General features: G+C 37.4%; 15 protein-coding genes. All 15 read left to right on the plus strand.

The genetic code is table 11. The annotated features are described in order from the left end of the window. The 15 genes from E7276_RS01930 to E7276_RS02000 all read left to right on the plus strand — a co-directional run bounded on the left by E7276_RS01930 (position 1) and on the right by E7276_RS02000 (position 16,593). Positions 1–1,278, plus strand: coding sequence for a CpaF family protein (locus E7276_RS01930; RefSeq protein WP_294213065.1), 1,278 nt, complete (start codon positions 1–3; stop codon positions 1,276–1,278). Between the two features lie 13 nt (positions 1,279–1,291). Beyond that, positions 1,292–2,053, plus strand: coding sequence for a type II secretion system F family protein (locus tag E7276_RS01935; RefSeq protein WP_294213066.1), 762 nt, complete (start codon positions 1,292–1,294; stop codon positions 2,051–2,053). Between the two features lie 12 nt (positions 2,054–2,065). Next, complete coding sequence (locus E7276_RS01940; protein WP_294213068.1) at positions 2,066–3,127, plus strand: type II secretion system F family protein; 1,062 nt, start codon at positions 2,066–2,068, stop codon at positions 3,125–3,127. 53 nt (positions 3,128–3,180) lie between these two features. Further along, positions 3,181–3,402, plus strand: a complete 222-nt coding sequence (locus tag E7276_RS01945; protein WP_294213069.1) for an archaellin/type IV pilin N-terminal domain-containing protein — start codon at positions 3,181–3,183, stop codon at positions 3,400–3,402. 31 nt (positions 3,403–3,433) lie between these two features. Next, positions 3,434–4,087, plus strand: a complete 654-nt coding sequence (locus tag E7276_RS01950; protein ID WP_294213072.1) for a TadE/TadG family type IV pilus assembly protein — start codon at positions 3,434–3,436, stop codon at positions 4,085–4,087. Between the two features lie 47 nt (positions 4,088–4,134). Further along, complete coding sequence (locus E7276_RS01955; protein ID WP_294213073.1) at positions 4,135–6,396, plus strand: DUF5702 domain-containing protein; 2,262 nt, start codon at positions 4,135–4,137, stop codon at positions 6,394–6,396. 1 nt (position 6,397) lies between these two features. Then, positions 6,398–7,138 carry a TadE/TadG family type IV pilus assembly protein gene (locus E7276_RS01960; RefSeq protein ID WP_294213075.1) on the plus strand — a complete coding sequence of 247 codons (741 nt, stop codon included), beginning with the start codon at positions 6,398–6,400 and terminating at the stop codon, positions 7,136–7,138. 11 nt (positions 7,139–7,149) lie between these two features. Next, positions 7,150–7,716, plus strand: a complete 567-nt coding sequence (locus tag E7276_RS01965; protein ID WP_294213076.1) for a prepilin peptidase — start codon at positions 7,150–7,152, stop codon at positions 7,714–7,716. Between the two features lie 22 nt (positions 7,717–7,738). Next, positions 7,739–9,076 (plus strand): WG repeat-containing protein, encoded by a 1,338-nt coding sequence (locus E7276_RS01970; RefSeq protein WP_294213079.1) that lies wholly within the window; start codon positions 7,739–7,741, stop codon positions 9,074–9,076. Between the two features lie 17 nt (positions 9,077–9,093). Next, the gene (locus tag E7276_RS01975) at positions 9,094–10,596 is read left to right on the plus strand and encodes an FHA domain-containing protein (RefSeq protein ID WP_294213081.1); all 1,503 of its coding nucleotides are present in this window, start codon (positions 9,094–9,096) and stop codon (positions 10,594–10,596) included. 240 nt (positions 10,597–10,836) lie between these two features. After that, on the plus strand, positions 10,837–11,337 hold the full coding sequence (locus tag E7276_RS01980; RefSeq protein ID WP_294213083.1) for a PP2C family protein-serine/threonine phosphatase: 501 nt from the start codon (positions 10,837–10,839) through the stop codon (positions 11,335–11,337). Positions 11,338–11,490: 153 nt separating this feature from the next. Next, complete coding sequence (locus E7276_RS01985) at positions 11,491–12,417, plus strand: tetratricopeptide repeat protein (RefSeq protein WP_294213084.1); 927 nt, start codon at positions 11,491–11,493, stop codon at positions 12,415–12,417. A gap of 23 nt (positions 12,418–12,440) precedes the next feature. Next, positions 12,441–13,466, plus strand: a complete 1,026-nt coding sequence (locus E7276_RS01990) for a tetratricopeptide repeat protein (protein WP_294213086.1) — start codon at positions 12,441–12,443, stop codon at positions 13,464–13,466. Positions 13,467–13,477: 11 nt separating this feature from the next. Then, positions 13,478–14,272 (plus strand): tetratricopeptide repeat protein, encoded by a 795-nt coding sequence (locus tag E7276_RS01995; protein WP_294213088.1) that lies wholly within the window; start codon positions 13,478–13,480, stop codon positions 14,270–14,272. A 623-nt stretch (positions 14,273–14,895) separates the two neighbouring features. Beyond that, positions 14,896–16,593 carry an MATE family efflux transporter gene (locus tag E7276_RS02000; protein ID WP_294213090.1) on the plus strand — a complete coding sequence of 566 codons (1,698 nt, stop codon included), beginning with the start codon at positions 14,896–14,898 and terminating at the stop codon, positions 16,591–16,593. The last annotated feature ends 2 nt before the right edge of the window (positions 16,594–16,595 follow it).

Genomic DNA, 16,595 nt, shown 5'->3' on the forward strand with positions numbered 1-16,595 from the left:
ATGAACGATTATTTCTCAGAAGAAGTAACTAGGATAAAAACAATTGTCACTGCAGTAGATGATTACGCCAGTTTCTCTGATGAAGAACTCAAGAAGAAAATAAAAGAAATTTTTGACAACAGAAAGGCTTCTATTGCAAACGAAGATCCTGAGATTCAAAGATTCTACGGTGCAATGTCATACAAGGTTGAAAACAGTCTATTAGACACAGTCTTTGAGTCAATCAGAGGTCTTGGAATTCTTGGTAAAATCATTTCTGACAAAACCATTACTGAAATTATGATAAATGGTTATGACAATATTTTCGTAGAGCAGAACGGAAAACTTACTCAGATACCTGATAGATTTGAGAGTCAAGAAGCATTTAGAAATATTATTACTAAGTTCGTTCAGGAGATGGGTAGATCTGTAACAGAATCAGATCCAATAGTTGACTCAAGACTTTCCGATGGTTCCCGTGTAAACGTTGTACTTGATCCTATCGCTCTTAATGGTCCGATAGTTACAATTCGTCGTTTCCCAGAAGAGGGTATGACAATTGAAAAATTAATAAAATTTGGCTCACTTACAAATGAGGCAGCAGAGTTTTTAAAGAAGCTAGTTGAGGCAAAATATAATGTGTTTATCTCTGGTGGTACAGGTTCCGGAAAAACAACATTCCTTAACGCCTTATCAAATTACATCCCATCAAATGAAAGAGTTATTACGATTGAGGATTCAGCAGAGCTTCAAATTAAGAATATTCCAAACTTAGTTAGATTAGAAACAAGAAATGCAAATGCTACTGGTGAAGGAGAAATTTCAATCAGAGATTTGATTAAGTCTTCACTTCGAATGAGACCGGATAGAATTGTTGTTGGTGAGGTCCGTGGCGCTGAGGCATTGGATATGTTACAGGCCATGAACACAGGTCATGATGGTTCACTTTCGACAGGTCACGCCAACAGTGCAAGAGATATGCTTAGCCGTCTAGAAACAATGGTACTTAGTGGTTCCCCAGGACTTCCACTTCCTGCCATCAGACAGCAGATTGTATCGGCTGTTGACATCATTGTTCATTTGGGAAGGATGCGTGATAGTTCAAGAAAAACACTTGAGATTTCCGAAATCCTTAAACTTGATGAACATGGCGAGATTCTTTTAAATCCACTATTTCAGTTCAAAGAGGACCCAGAGAGAAGCACAAAGGAAAAAGTCATTGGTTCATTGCAGCGAACAGATAACGAGATGGTTCATCCAGACAAGTTTATTGCAAGTGGAATCTATGACTATCTATAAATAGGAGTTTTATATGCAGAACAATAATCTAACGGTATATTACCAATGTAATATGACAAAAAAAGACCATATTACTGTTTATGTGCTTGCTTCGTTTTTGGCAGCAGCAGTAGTATATCTTTTCTATCATTTAATAATCATTTCTGTAGTTTTGGGATTATTTTTGGGATATTTCCTCGAAAAGATTTATGCGCAATCAACAATCACTAAAAGGCAGAAAAAGCTTTTGTTAGAATTTAGAGATTTCCTTGAGAATATGTCAGTTGCAGCCAATGCAGGCGATGTAGAATATAAGGCAATTCTATCAGCAAGAAATGCACTTAAGCAGGTTTATGACGATGATGCAGATATCATAATAGAGATTAACAATATTATTAATCAGTATGAGAACGGTGGTCGTAAGCTAACAGATTTATTCATGGATTTTGCTAACCGTAGCCAGCTTGAGGATGTAAAAAGTTTTGCCACTATTTTTTCTGTAATCGAAGGTAAATCAAACAACTTTGGTGCCATCATCAATCAAACTTACAACATTATCGGAGACAAAATTGAGATTACAGAGGAGATTGAAACAGCCATCACTTCGTCAAAGTCTGAGACATATACCATGCTTTGCATGCCAATAATCATTGTAATTTTCATGTCAGCATTGGGTTCAGGCTTTATGGATAGTTTATTTACTACAACAGTTGGACATATAGTAGCTACAGTAGCACTTGCGCTCTTTGCAGCATCATTTGTAATTGCAGTAAAGGCAATAAATATAAAAGTATAAAGGAGATAGTAAATGTTAATAGGAATTATTTGTTCGACAGTAATATTTCTCGCATATGCTTTTTTGTGTCTTCGTGCAAATGAAAAATCAATGGAGAGCTTGAAAAATACCCAGATTCTTATGGAGTCCGAAAAGCTTGAAGTTATCGAATTGGAGATGACAGAATTAGCCGAGGATTTCAAGGCTACTGCTGAAACTATGACTGCAAAAGAAAAAAAGAAAATCAAGAAAAAGGCGTCCGCATTAAAAAAGAAGAGAGATGCATCTCAAAAATTACTTGAAAAATATCAGACTGGCAAAATTAGCGCCTTGGACACAGTGGCACTTGCGGGATATGGAGCAATCTCTTTATTAGGCTGGGATATCAATACTCCAATTATCAAGCGTCTTATTATTAAATGCCAACAGCTAAAGAAACAAGATGTAGCCGTTAGTTATGCATATTACATGTTAGCTAGCCTTATCGCACTTTCAATGATTGGTGGAATTGTTGGTTTTGCAATGCTTTCAGTAGGAATTGCTATGGAAATAGGCGGACGTACAGTTGTTGTTTTCATAGTTCCATTACTACTTTGTGGCATAGTTGGATACTTGCCACTAGACAGAATTAATTCTGAAGTTGAAAAGAGAAAAGATTCTATTGAGTTAGATTTTCCACAGGTTATTTCAAAGCTTACATTGCTGACATCTGCCGGTTTGGAAGTTAATCAGGCATGGCAACTTACAATGAAAAGTGGTGATGGAGTTTTATACGAAGAGATGAAATTAGTATCTCGAGACATTGCAAACAATGTATCTCCATCAGAGGCATACCATAAAATGCAAGTTAAATGTAATGACAAATATGTTACAAAGCTTGCATCTGCGATTACCCAAAACATATCAAAGGGTAATTCTGAAATTGTTAAATATTTCAAAGAGTTAAACGACGAAAGCTGGATGGAAAGAAAACATAGCAGCCGTCGTATGGCTGAAAAAGTTCAGCAAAAGCTTTTAATTCCAACATTACTTATGTTTGCTGGAATATTAATTATGGTTATCGTACCCGTAATGAGTGGCTTCAATATGTTTTAAGAACAGTCGTAGGGTAGATGATATATAGACAACAGATTTTTCAGGAGGAATATATGAGAAGATTAATCAACAACAAGCTCATCGGAGCAAAAATCAAAATGAACAATGCAGTAAAGGCATTCAAAGAGGATAACAGAGGTGTATCTGGTATCGTTGCAGCAGTTATCTTAGTACTTATCGCAGTTTTACTTGCAGCTTTATTCTGGGGCAAGTTACAGGAGTGGTTCAACTCTACATGGGGTAACGTTACAGAGACAACAAACGAGATTAAGTAATTTAGAAATTATTGAAGGGACAGAGAATAGAATGAAAGTATTAAAAGACAATAAAGGAAATTCAATAGTTGAAGCCACAATTGTGTTTCCAATTATTATTATGATTACTCTAGTTCTATTCTATTTGTCCCTATTTTTATGCCAAAGGGCAATTTTGCAGTCGAATTTGCAGACTGCATTGTTATATTTCAAAAATTCGGTCTCAGACACAAATGTTGTTCTTGTTGCAGATGGTGCATCTAATGCGTTAGATGTCCATGCTAATACCTTCGAGGATCAAGGACTAGGGTTTCCATACAGGAACATTTTTATGATTACAGCTGAAGACGAAAGTACTTTTCAATCTTTTTTTGAATCAATAGCTGGACCGATGTTTTTTAGAAGTGTAAGTAATATTGAAGTCACATATGAAGTCAATAATTTTGTTGTATATCAAAATCTAACAGCAACAGCCACACAAAAAGTTAAAATGCCAGTTAGATTTGAAATATTAGGCTTTGACCCAAGTGTCACGTTAGGAGTTGAAGCTATGGTTGTAATTAATGATCCAGATGAATTTGTTAGAACTTCTCAGTTGGTGGGAGATGTAGTATCCGAAACAAAAGTTGGTAAAAGCTTGCAAGCTATGACTGAAAAAGTAGCTGAGGCTTATGGAGAGATTAAAAGAGTACTACATGTTGAATAGAGAATAATACATTATCAAATGTTTATATAAAGGACTATAAATATATCATGCATAAAGGGATGAGATATAAGAAAAAGGGAATAAGGGGATCGGTAACTGTTTTAGTAACCATGCTACTTGTACCATGTGTGTTTTTTACAGGATTTATGGTTGACTTAGCTAGACTAAAACTATTTGGTAATCAGGGTGTGATGGCTGCTGACACGTATGGTGCAGCAGTTTTGTCTGAGTATGATGGTTACTTGTATACATTATATGGTTTATTTGCCATTTCTAACGGTGGCGATGTAGATATGGACCAAATAAGTGAAGAAATTATTAAGACATATAAGGATGGAGCTAATTCACAAAAATCCTTCATGCCATATGGAAATGCTGACGTAAAATTGGACTATGAATGTGTCGAGGACAGTAGTCTCAGTAATACTAATATTCTAGAAACACAGATTGCTGATTATATGAAATATCGAATCATCGTTAGTATTGTAGAGGATACAGAAGGTGGAATATTAGATGCAATTGATAATATGCAACATGTGGAAGAGAATCTAGATGTCTCAAAAAAATTAGAGGATCTTACAGAAGAATGTGATTCATACTCAACAAAGGCCCAAGATTACTATAAAGCCTTTGATTATGTTGCAAATACAGATGGTCCAGATATAAAAAATGATCTGGATGATTTAAACACGAAGATAAATGAGTATAATGATGCCCTTACAGCTCTTGAAAACCTACGAAATGAAACAGCAGATACAGAAGAGGAACAAGAAGCGCTTGAAAGAAAAATAAATGCTGCAAATGATAATGTTACTAATGCCATGAAGGCGGTAAATGACATAATAAATAGTATTAACACTTCCTATAGCAATGCTTATGATGATATTGTTTCTAAAGGTGATACGTTAATATCAGCAATGGCTGATTTCGAGGCTAAAAAACAGGCTGTTGAAAACTCTTTGGCTCAAGATGGGGTCAACGAACAATTTAAAGCAGCTGTAGAAAAAAATTTGGAAAACTTGGATCCGGTAAGTGAAGATGATATCCATCACTTAAATGATTTAGTTTTGTCTAATAAAAATTCTTTATCAGACACAATAAATGGATATACAGCTGATGGAATGAACCATCTTTCCAACGTAAGTGCTGATGTTTGGACAAATATAAGAACTGATGCCCAATACCAAGATTTAAAAGAAAAATATGATGGTAATGGAGAAAGTGAAAAAAAAGCAAAGGCAAAGAGTAAGAAAGCAAAACAAAAGGTTGAAGATGAAGCAAATCAAAAGATAGAGGAGAGTAATGCTGCCGAAGAGGCTGCAGCAGATGCAACTAGAGATATTCCTGGAATGTATTCATCTACAGCAGGTTCGCCAATTGGGACAATAGATAGTGTAACAAATCTATTTGAAAACTTAACTTCTGTTTTCAATAGTGATTCAGGAATTGCAACTACAGCTTTGGATGACTTTTATTTAATGGAATATGATTTTGGCATGTTTACTAATCGTACCACAGGTGTTAAATCGGACGAAGAGGGAGCAGCTACTTCATTAGTTGGGTACGAGTTTTCGCCTAATTGTAATTATTCATATCTTGGGGAAATCGAATATTTGATTTCAGGTCACACAGGCGATGGTTCTGCAAAGAAAAATTTGGCAGATGTCAGAAATAGAATTGTGGCTTTTAGAATGCTTATGAATTATATAAGTACATATACATGTTCAGGAGTCAATACAGCCATTAATTCAGCATCTGCATTAGGTGTAGCACCACCAATCGTATTTGCATTGAATCAAGGAATGAGAGTTAGTTTGGCCACCTTAGAAAGTTACGGCGATTGGGATTTGTTAAAAAACGGAGAAAAAACTAAGCTTATCAAAAATGAAATATCTGATTTTGCATATGCTTCTAAAATTATATCGTTGGTAGATGATAGCGTACCTCTGGTTGATGAGGCAAAAGAAGCCTCAGATAAGAGTGAAATTGAACTTGATTATGAAGATTATACAAAGATTTTATTATATTTCTTTACAAATAGAGACCAAAGAGTACAACGAACTGGCGATTTGATAGAGATGAATGTTAACTGTGTAGCACAGGGCGTAGGCGAAAGTGGTACATTATCAAATAATGGTGCATTCCAATTAGATAAAGCCTATACAGCAGTAGATGCATCATGTATGTGTCAATTACCATTTGCAGTAATGCCTAAGGGATTTGCTAAACAGGCTAATCCTGATAAATATGATGAGATTCTTGAATTTGAAAGTAGATGGTACACATACACTGTTACGAGGTCGTATTAAATTGATAATTAAAAATATTAGAAAAGACAAATCGGGAAGCATAGTTGTAGAAGCTAGTGTGTCATTGGTGATATTTATAGCAGCCATAGTTAGTATCATTAGCTTAATCAACGTGTTTATAGTTCACAATCGAATACAGTTTGCCCTTAATTCTGCAGCAAATCAGATTGCATCATATTCATATTTATATGAAATGTCACCAGTTGGCGAGGCTGTAGAAACGTTGCATAACGACGGAGATCCGTATATTGAAAAATATGATACCGTTAAGGGGGCTATTCAGGCGCTTAAAAACATATTTAGTAGCGGTAATACAATGTCTGCAGATGATTGGGTAAATAATGGAAATTCAGTTCTATCAGGTGCAGATACATTAGCTGATGATCCATATGCAGTAGCAATTGGCGCTCTATATAATGGCACTATAAATGGCGAACAGTTTATAGAAAATTCTGTAGCTGGTGGTTTGGGTTATTTGCTAACAAGACAATATATAGCACCAAGTTCTATGGATGCTAACGATTACCTTGATAAGCATTATGTAACAGATGGTTATGGAGGACTGAATTTTACAAAAAGCGAATTTAATCACGATACTGGATTAATCGTTTTGGATGTAACTTACGATGTAGAAATACCACTCATAAATTTTTTCCTTAAAGATTACACACTTACAATCCATCAGAGAGCGTGCGCCAAAGGCTGGATGGACGGCGATGGAAACAAATATCCAAAAGATTAAAGGTGAGAGTTTTGAAATACTTAAACAAAGACTTATTTAAAAATTGGTACTTATATCTTGTGCTTGGATTCGATTTAGTGGCAATAATCTTGCGCTATTTCGTAACAAAAGCATACGTTAACAATATAGTAATTGAATCCATGTGCATGGTAATACTAGTGCTATTATCTGTGTTTGCATTTATCGACAAGATGTCTAGCGTGGTTCCAGATAGATTGCTTGCAGTTTCAGTAATGCTATGGGTAATTATGGTTGGTGGATATATTGTTGTAGCAAGAGATGAAGGTATAGCCCTTCTCATGTTTTCTCTTGGTGGCGCATTTATTGCTGGATTAGTATTCCTACTTTGTTACCTAATTACAAAGGGACAGCTAGGAGGCGGAGACGTTAAACTTGCCTTTGTAATGGGCTTCTTTTTGACAATCGATAGAATTATTCCAACCATACTATACGGAACATTAGCGTGTAGCTTGTTTTCTATAATTCTTTTGATTATGAAGAAAACTACTTTGAAAAGTACCATGCCATTAGTTCCATTCTTACATTTTGGATTATGTCTTACACTTGTGCTTATGTAGTGCAGAGAGAAAGGGTTAATATATGAAGCAGAAACGCATACTACTAATTGTAATTATCTTTGCAGTCTTGGCTGTAATGTGGGTATTTATCCTGCAAAATTTCTTAAAAATAGATCAGACTAAGGAGCAAAACGCTCTTGTACAGCAGGGCGATACTTTTGTAGAAAAGGAACTTTATGTCCGCGCTATTGACGCTTACGAGGCGGCTTTAGATATTAATACTACAGAGGCAAAACAAAACAAGATTGAGTCGAAGCTCTTGGTTGCATACTTAGGATATGGAGATGTAAATAGTTTTCAGAGACTTGCACAGTCTAGAATAAAAAGAGGCGTAGCCACAGAAAAAGATTACCAACGACTTGTAAAGACATATTCAAACATGTACCTTTACGAAGATGCATTAGAGGTATGTGAAAAGGGTGTAGAACAGTATCCTGAGTCCGAAGAGATTTCTACTATGTATGATAGCCTGCGCTTTATGTACAAAGAAAACTTTCTATCAGTAGAGCAAATTAAGCCAGACGATGAAAGTGGAAAATTTGCAGCATATGATGGGCAGCAGTGGGTATACATAAATGATACTGGAAGCATAATTTACAATGTCACATTTCAGGATGAGACACCATTTTATGTTGATGAAAATGGAGACGGTTATGCAGTTGTTAAGGCCGAAGGCCAATATTATGTTATAAACGACGACGGTGCTATGTACGGTCGTGATGACACTGGTGTTGAAGAAGTACTTGGTATTGCAGCAGGTCATGTTATTGCTAAAAAAGACGGTAAATATGGTTTCTATAATTATGATTTCGAATCTAGTTCATCAACACATCAGTACGATTTGATTACCATGAATTCAAACGGTGTTGTTGCAATTCAAGATGGCGGAAAATGGGGTGTTATCACTGACGGTGGTGAAGAGGTAATTCCATTAGAATTAGATGATGTAGCAATCAATTCAGTAGGTCAGGCATTCCGAGGTGGCAACGCAATGGTAAAGCGTGGAAACAGCTGGGAACTTATTGATACCGAGGGAAATACTGTTGGTTCTGATAAGTATTCAGATGCAAAAGCACCTGAATCAAACGGATTGATAGCAGTTGCCAACGAAAGTGGTAAATGGGGTTTCATTAATCACTCAGGTGAGCTTGTGATTGATTACCAATATAGTGATGCATATTCATTCTCTGATGGTGTTGCACCAGTAAAGACATCAGATGGATGGACATATATTAGTGAAAAAAATCAGGAAATAGTTGAGAATCATTATGAGGAGGCACTTCCATTCCATAATGGATGCGCTATTGCAAAATTTAATGGCACTTACTTAACTATTACTTTTGACAATTATGACAAATAAACTGGAGGTTCTTAAAAATGAAGAATTTATCTTTTGATTTTGGTTCAGATATCAATGGTTCATACTTGAGTCTTGTTTTAGACCCTAGTGATGTTTTTGATGAAATATCTTATATGGTTGTTCAGGAGGATTGCCCTGATTTTTTATTACCATTTAAAAGAACCGTCTCAAATGGTAGAGTACAGCTTAACTATCAGCAAAAAATTAATTGGACATCTCTTAAATACTCAATTTCCAGCTCAATGACAAAGAAAGAGTTTGTGCAGCATATTTCTGCATTAATCTCGCCACTTGTTCATGGAGCAGATTGGTTTTTAGAGGCAACTAATTTTTTACTTGATTTAGAATATGTATTTATTGATAAAACAAATGATAGCCTTCATTTTGTTTATATTCCAACAAAGGATGCTGTTGTTACTCCAGAGGAAGCAGTGAAGTTTATTAGAGATGTTTCCTTTGATATTGAAATTTCAGACGATCCTAAATTCCAGATTTCTTGGATGAGATTATTTGAGAACCCAAATCTCAATATAGCTATATTAAAAAATTTCTTGGATAATGAAATAAAGTTGGATGCCCAGGCTAAAAAGCCAGTAAAGAGCAGTGTCTCACAGGCAACACCACAGATGAGACAGTCACAGCCAGCACCAGCACAGCAGGCAACACCACAGATGGGACAGCCACAGGCAGTACCAGCACAGCAGGCAACACCACAGATGGGACAGCCACAGCCAGCGCCAGCACAGCAGGCAACACCACAGATGAGACAGTCACAGCCAGCGCAAGCGCAGCAGGCAACACCACAGATGAGACAGCCACAGCCAGTACCTGCTCAGCAAGTAGCCCCACAGCAGAATAACTCAAATGATGTGTACAACGAGCTATTTGGCGATGATAAGGCAGATAAAAAGAAGAAAAAAGAAAAGACTCCTGTTGTAAAGGAGAAGAAGGGCTTATTTGGAAAGAAAAAGAGTGAGCCAGCTCCGATACCACCAGTAATCCCAGCACCTGCTCAGCAGCCTATGCCACAGGTGAGACCACAAATGCCTCAACAACCTATGGCACAGCCAATGCAGCAGCCACAGCAACCAATCCAGCAGCCGGTTCAGCATGTAGCACAGCAAATACAATCGGCACCAGTTTCAAATGATACAGTTATTTTTGATGATGCTATACCATCTCAATCAAACTTTTTACAGCTCGTATCATCTCCAATAGACGGCGCACCAGAACGAATCTCGCTTGATTTTGAAAAGCCATTTATTTCAATTGGTCGAGTAGCTAGAGATACAGTTGCCCCTGATGTTGCTTTTTCTAGTGCATTCAAGGGAATAGGTAGAAAACATGCAATCATCGAGAATGCAGGTGGCGTGTTCTATTTAATCGATCAGGGATCTAGCAACAAGACTCTTATTAATGGTCAGGAATTGATACCAAACAAGAAGTATCAGTTAAATAATGGTGATATGATTTCATTCACCGTTGCAATGCCAGTAAAATATAAGGTTTGCATAAACTAAAGGTTTGTAATGAATATTATTAATGGATGTAATACCGATGTCGGTATAAAGAAGCCCGTCAATCAGGACCGAATCCTGAGCAGCCTATTTGTACAGGATTCGCACTATCTTTTTCTTGGGGGCATATTCGATGGGATTAGCTCTTTAAAAGATAGTGAGCAAGTAGCTGATTTAATAAAAAGCAGGTTTCAAAATTGGTTTGAAGATTATACCTCACGAATTGATTTGTCACAGGTAGATATGGAAATTGTAGGCTGCCATCTTCTAGATACCTTGGATGAGGTGGAAGAAGATATATATAACATGCGCCAAAATGGTGAATGCAATGGTGGTTCAACTGCAACCATAATCCTGATTTTAGATTCTATCTACAATGTCTTTCATCTTGGAGATAGTAAGCTAGTGCTTGTAAAAAATGGCAGTGCCACACAGCTTACAGAGGATCAGACAGTCTTAGGAAGCGTTAATGGCATTACTAAGTATTTCCTAGATAACTACATGGGAAAAGACGTTGAATGTGACTACCTGAAATATTCCGGACAGCTGGAAATAGGTGATTGTCTGTTTTACGGTTCCGATGGATTTTTTGGAAAGACTTTACCTGAGGAATTACTACAACTGGAACAGCAGATTACTGAACAAAGCAGTCTAGACACAGTTTTATCAAATCATACAGAAATATTAAAACTGCGTGGAGAAACAGATAATATTTCCGTAGGTGTTTTTAAGGTAGTAATATAGGTAGAGGCACAAAATCTCAGATAAAATATAAATGATGGTATATATGAAATCGCATTAGGGTATGACGACTAAACAAAGAGACTACGGCAGATTTAATTAAATTTGATTTGCGTAGTCTCTTTTCTTAAGAAATGTTTGGAGAGAAAAAATATTATGAAGTTGAAAAGAAATATGCAAAAAGTATTAGTGCTATGTCTAGTGTTAATGCTCACGGCCTGTGGGGGTTCGAAATCTGTCGAAAGGCAGTTAGACCTAGGTCAAAAATATTTGGATGATATGAATTACGACAAGGCTATTGCAGCATTCGAGTCTGCAATAGAAATTGAGCCTGAAATCGTAGATTCTTACGTTGGTTTGGCTAAGGCATATCAGGGCAAGGCAGAGACACTTAATGATCCCGAAGAGCAGTTAGGCACATTGATCATGGCATATGATACATTGAATGACATGCTCAAGGATACTGAGATGGAATACACTGGTATCAACGAGAATATAGATTCTGTAATGGCTTTAAAGAGCGAAGTTCAGAGCGAGTTTAATGACATTTACTTAGATTACGTTGCTGAGCTTACAAACGAAGGTGAATTCGATAAAGCTCTCGAGATTACCCTTGAGTACGAGGATTACTTCTGGGATTCAGTAGAAGAATTCTTAGGTACATTCATTGATGATGCATACGAATCAGAAGGTGGTTCAGGTTCAGGCTCAGGAAGCGACTCAGAATCAGACGAAGGCTTTGCCGGTCTTTTTGGTGGCGGAGATGACGATTCAGATGAAGGCGGAGAGTCAGCAGATTTAGTTACTGTTTCGGGTATGATTGGTGCAATCAAAGATAATGGAGATGTTATCTTTGAAGAAGATTACTCACATCACTGGTGGGGAATCTATTTAGACGAGCCTGTAACAATGCCAGACGGTACACAGCAGGATTTTTTAATGATATCAACTAACTCAGATGAAGTAGAATCAGTAGATTTTATGGATTGGGGAAATGAGGTTACACTAACTGGCGAGCTTATTATCTTTGAAGATGAAACTATGTACCCATACAGCATAATTGTTAATCACGTAGAATACTAGAATGCATAGGGAGGAGAGTGAAATTGGAATCATCTAAAATGAATAATAAAAAAATTATTATTGGTATTATTCTTGCACTATTATGTATAGTTGTGGGTGTCGTATTTTTCCTATTGCGTGAGACTCCAGAGCAAAAACTTCAGAAGTATCTAGATTTGGGAGCAAAGTATGTAGAGGAAGAAGATTACGAAAATGCTATCGCAGCATATGATTCTGCTCTTGAAATTGATCCAAATCATGCTGATGCTATCGAAGGCGAAATTACAGCATATGTTGCTTGGAGTGATGTTTTAGTAGAAGCCGAAGAATATGAAATGGCTCTTGAAATCTTGAATGAAGGTTATGACAAGTTTGATGATGATAGACTCCTTCAGGCTATAGAAAGAGTTGAGTCAGTTCAGGAAGTAGCTGATATTCATGATGACATAATAGATTTGATATATGAGGCTACTGAGCTCTGCGAAGGAGGAGATTATTTAGCAGTAGCAGAATTGCTTGCAGATAATGTTGATATTCTTTCGCAGATGAACGAAGCAGGCGTTGATAGATATCTCTATGATGATTTATCAGTTTGCTCTGCAGGAATATACATTATCGGTGACGACTATTATTTATACGTAGGGGACTACGAGAACGGCAATCGAGAAGGAAATGGTACATGGGTAAGCATTTACCATATGGACTATGATGGATTCGCATATGCGGTAGGTGAATGGAGTGCTGATGCTCCAAATGGCCAGCAGACTGTTACAACACACCATGGTGAAATAGTAGCAGAGGTAAACTTTACAAGAGGTATCGAAGGCAAAGTCGTAGACGGAGTCTGGGATGGACCTGTAACTTGGTTCTTCGGTGATGATAATAAATTTGCCGTGGACTTTGACAATGGTATAGTAGATATCATGTACACTGACAATGACACAGACGATGATAGTCCATATCATGTGGGATATTCAATGAGTGGAGATGAAGATGCTGGTGATTTGGTCTTTGGACAGGATGACATAAGTGTGACATGGGGTATACCAGGTTACGCAGATGAGTGGTAGGAATTTTAGTAATGAATAATTTGAAAAAGAATCTCAAAACAGTAGCTGCCATGACTTTAGCGCTTGTTATCACAGCCTGCGGTGCAGCAAAGCTTGAGGACAAGCTGGACTTAGGTAAGAAATACCTTGAAGAATTAAATTATGACGAAGCAATCGCAGCTTTTGATGAAGCCATAGAAATTGACCCAGCAAACATCGATGCTTATGTTGGTAAGGCAAAGGCATACGAAGGTAAATCTACAACAATTGACGATGTAGAGGAAAGCTTGGATACATTGCTTTTAGCATACGTTACATTGGATGACATGGTGCAGGCTACAGATGTTGAGTATACAGGTATTGATGAGTCAATGGATTCAGTTTCACTGTTAATGGGCACAATCGAGACAGAATTTACTGATGAGATTTATCCATACTTAACACAGCTCCAAGAGGCAGAGGACTTCGACACAGTTCAAAAGTTGAAGGATAAGTACTCAGAGTACTTTGATATAAATTTCGATTACTATTTAATGCCTGCGAGTGTAACGGTTTCAGGTGTATATGTGTATATTAGTATGACTGATGGACAGGTATATTACAATCTGGATGATGCAATTAGTAATGATACTGACGCATCTTTTGATCCCGGGATTTATCTTGATTCACCTATAACAATGCCAAATGGGGAACAGACACAAGTATTCAGCCTAGCTGGATATGATTATGATTGGGAAGATTTAGGCTCACATATAACAATTACAGGAATGATATATCCATTCGAATTCTCAAATGGTACATCAAGGTATGGTATAGTCGAGGAATAATGATTATTGTGAGTAAATAAGCAGATTTAAATCAGGCGGTCTAGTTAGTAACTAGGCCGCCTTAATCATTTAAATGTATTTTGAGATTTTCATACTTATCCCTGGAAAAATAAAGCCAGTGTGGCATAACTCTGGAACAGTTCAGCATTGTCTACGGGTGAAATAAGAAAAAATGATGTTTGACCCGTAGTATTTAGAACGAAATAGGAACAGAGCCACCCTAATCCAAGATGTTTACAACTAGTATATACTCATCATATAAAATATGTCTTATATCATGTCCGATAAAGCTAGAGATAATACACACTCCCCACTAAATTTTAAAAATTTTACGTGTAGAATCCAATTAAATGGCAATATACCCGTAAAGTTTGCAAAACACATAATAATGACGAATCAAAGATATAGAATAGGAGTATTAATGGACACAGCATATTTAAATGAGGGCAATATGCCTGAGGACAAAAAGAAGAATAAAAAAAGCAAATATTGCTATAGCTTGCACCTGAAGTTGTCCCTTGCTATAATCAAAATATATTAGACATCTATGTCACTTCTGATAATTTTTTGTTTTTTCATAGTGTAATATGGTTTCAGTAAAACATGACAGTATGGGTACAAAAATGATTAATGACGACAAAAGTGAAAGAGCGTTTATAAGAAATGGATATGTCAGATATATAACCCCGTCTGTGTTTGCCATGGTCTTCGGCCAGCTCGCCCCTCTTGTGGATTCCGTGTGCGTGTCGGCTAAACTGGGGGATACAGCGTTATCCGCATTTTCTACCGTCTCTCCCGTTTATTATTTCTTTAACATCATCGCTGTGCTGGGCGGTATGGGAGGAGGCATCGGTATTGCCAAAGCATCAGGAGCAGGTGAGAAGAAAAGAGCTGCAAGGATGTTTACGAAGGCAATAATCTGGACCGCCGTTGCAGCAATAATTCTTAGCATACTCTGCATAATTTTCATCAATCCACTCTTATTTGTTTTGTGTGCAACCGAGGATAATCTCGGATATGCAAGGGAATATTTGATTGTACTACTTTCTGGAATGGTCTTCTATGTTCTGGAGTTTGCCGGAGCATATGTCTTGGTGGACGATAACGATCCGAATCTTGCTATGGCCGGCGGTATCGTGATGGGCGTTGTTAATATGGTTATTGACTATGTCGGCCTGTTTGTCCTTGAACAGGGGATATGGGTGACTGCATTCGGCTCCATTTTCGGTGCCTTTTGCGGTATATGTGTATTTCTGCTGCATTTACGAAATAAGGATAGTTTGTGCAGATTTGTATACGAAAGGTGCCACAATGATGACCTGAGTTTAAAGGAGATAATCATGCCGGGTACGCCCGAAGCGCTGATGTATCTCATCATAGTATTTCAGGTTCTGTCAGGTAATTTTGTTCTGAGCCAGAATATCGGAACAAGTGGACTTGGTAATGCTGCAATCATAGAAAACCTTGAACTTATCGCAACCATTGTCATTGCGGGCGTAAGCGAAGCGGTGATGCCTCTTGCAGCATCATATTACGGGGAACGTAATGAACACGGATTAAGACTTGTCAAACGTTTTGCTCTGATATCAGGGGTAACGCTTCTATTCCCACTCATTCTGTCTCTCCTCATTTATCCACAGTGGCTGATGATTGTATTTACAATTGATAATCCAGTCATGATGGAGGTACTTCCCACATCGATCAGGATCATGTCGGTGACACAGCTTTTTGTGCTGGTGAATACCATCTTTGTGAATTATTTAAGCTCCGTGGGCGAGGAAAAAAAGGCAAACGTTTCTTTTGTAATCCAGGGCGTGATACAGATTGTGCTCACGCTGGCCCTTGCAAGTGTTATGCCGGATGATGCTCCGTGGTACGCAGCTCTCGTTTCCAATATCGTGGTGCTTGCTTACTTTGTCTTCAGATGTAAAATGCTTGGAAATCTAAAAGCTGATATCGATACTAATCAGTTCTTTATCACTGGGGGATATCCTGAATATTCGATGATAAAAGAGTGGTCCGATAAAGCGGGCGAATTTCTGACCACAGCAGAACACGATGCAGTCTCCTCAAAACTTCTTAATCCATTTATAAATGCACTTAATCCAGATAAAAAGCTTATGTGTTCCCTCACTGTAATTAAACGGGAAGATGGCGATAAATCTGTAATACTCAGGTACAAGGCAAAGCATGACATAACGGGAGCCGCAGATGAAGATGAGGATGAGAATGAAATAAAATATGGTGAAGTTATCTGCTCTGAGTTTAACTTTGTTAGAAGAATGATGATTAATTTTAAAGGTGATACCAAAGAGGAATGAAA

This window comes from Pseudobutyrivibrio sp., from assembly GCF_015057185.1.
Taxonomy (GTDB): domain Bacteria; phylum Bacillota; class Clostridia; order Lachnospirales; family Lachnospiraceae; genus Pseudobutyrivibrio.

Bases quoted from the DNA above. Each gene is read 5' to 3' on its own strand.
- E7276_RS01930 (WP_294213065.1), top strand. From the start codon at position 1: ATGAACGATTATTTCTCAGAAGAAGTAACTAGGATAAAAACAATTGTC.
- E7276_RS01935 (WP_294213066.1), top strand. From the start codon at position 1,292: ATGCAGAACAATAATCTAACGGTATATTACCAATGTAATATGACAAAA.
- E7276_RS01940 (WP_294213068.1), top strand. From the start codon at position 2,066: ATGTTAATAGGAATTATTTGTTCGACAGTAATATTTCTCGCATATGCT.
- E7276_RS01945 (WP_294213069.1), top strand. From the start codon at position 3,181: ATGAGAAGATTAATCAACAACAAGCTCATCGGAGCAAAAATCAAAATG.
- E7276_RS01950 (WP_294213072.1), top strand. From the start codon at position 3,434: ATGAAAGTATTAAAAGACAATAAAGGAAATTCAATAGTTGAAGCCACA.
- E7276_RS01955 (WP_294213073.1), top strand. From the start codon at position 4,135: ATGCATAAAGGGATGAGATATAAGAAAAAGGGAATAAGGGGATCGGTA.
- E7276_RS01970 (WP_294213079.1), top strand. From the start codon at position 7,739: ATGAAGCAGAAACGCATACTACTAATTGTAATTATCTTTGCAGTCTTG.
- E7276_RS01975 (WP_294213081.1), top strand. From the start codon at position 9,094: ATGAAGAATTTATCTTTTGATTTTGGTTCAGATATCAATGGTTCATAC.
- E7276_RS01980 (WP_294213083.1), top strand. From the start codon at position 10,837: ATGGAAATTGTAGGCTGCCATCTTCTAGATACCTTGGATGAGGTGGAA.
- E7276_RS01985 (WP_294213084.1), top strand. From the start codon at position 11,491: ATGAAGTTGAAAAGAAATATGCAAAAAGTATTAGTGCTATGTCTAGTG.
- E7276_RS01995 (WP_294213088.1), top strand. From the start codon at position 13,478: ATGAATAATTTGAAAAAGAATCTCAAAACAGTAGCTGCCATGACTTTA.
- E7276_RS02000 (WP_294213090.1), top strand. From the start codon at position 14,896: ATGATTAATGACGACAAAAGTGAAAGAGCGTTTATAAGAAATGGATAT.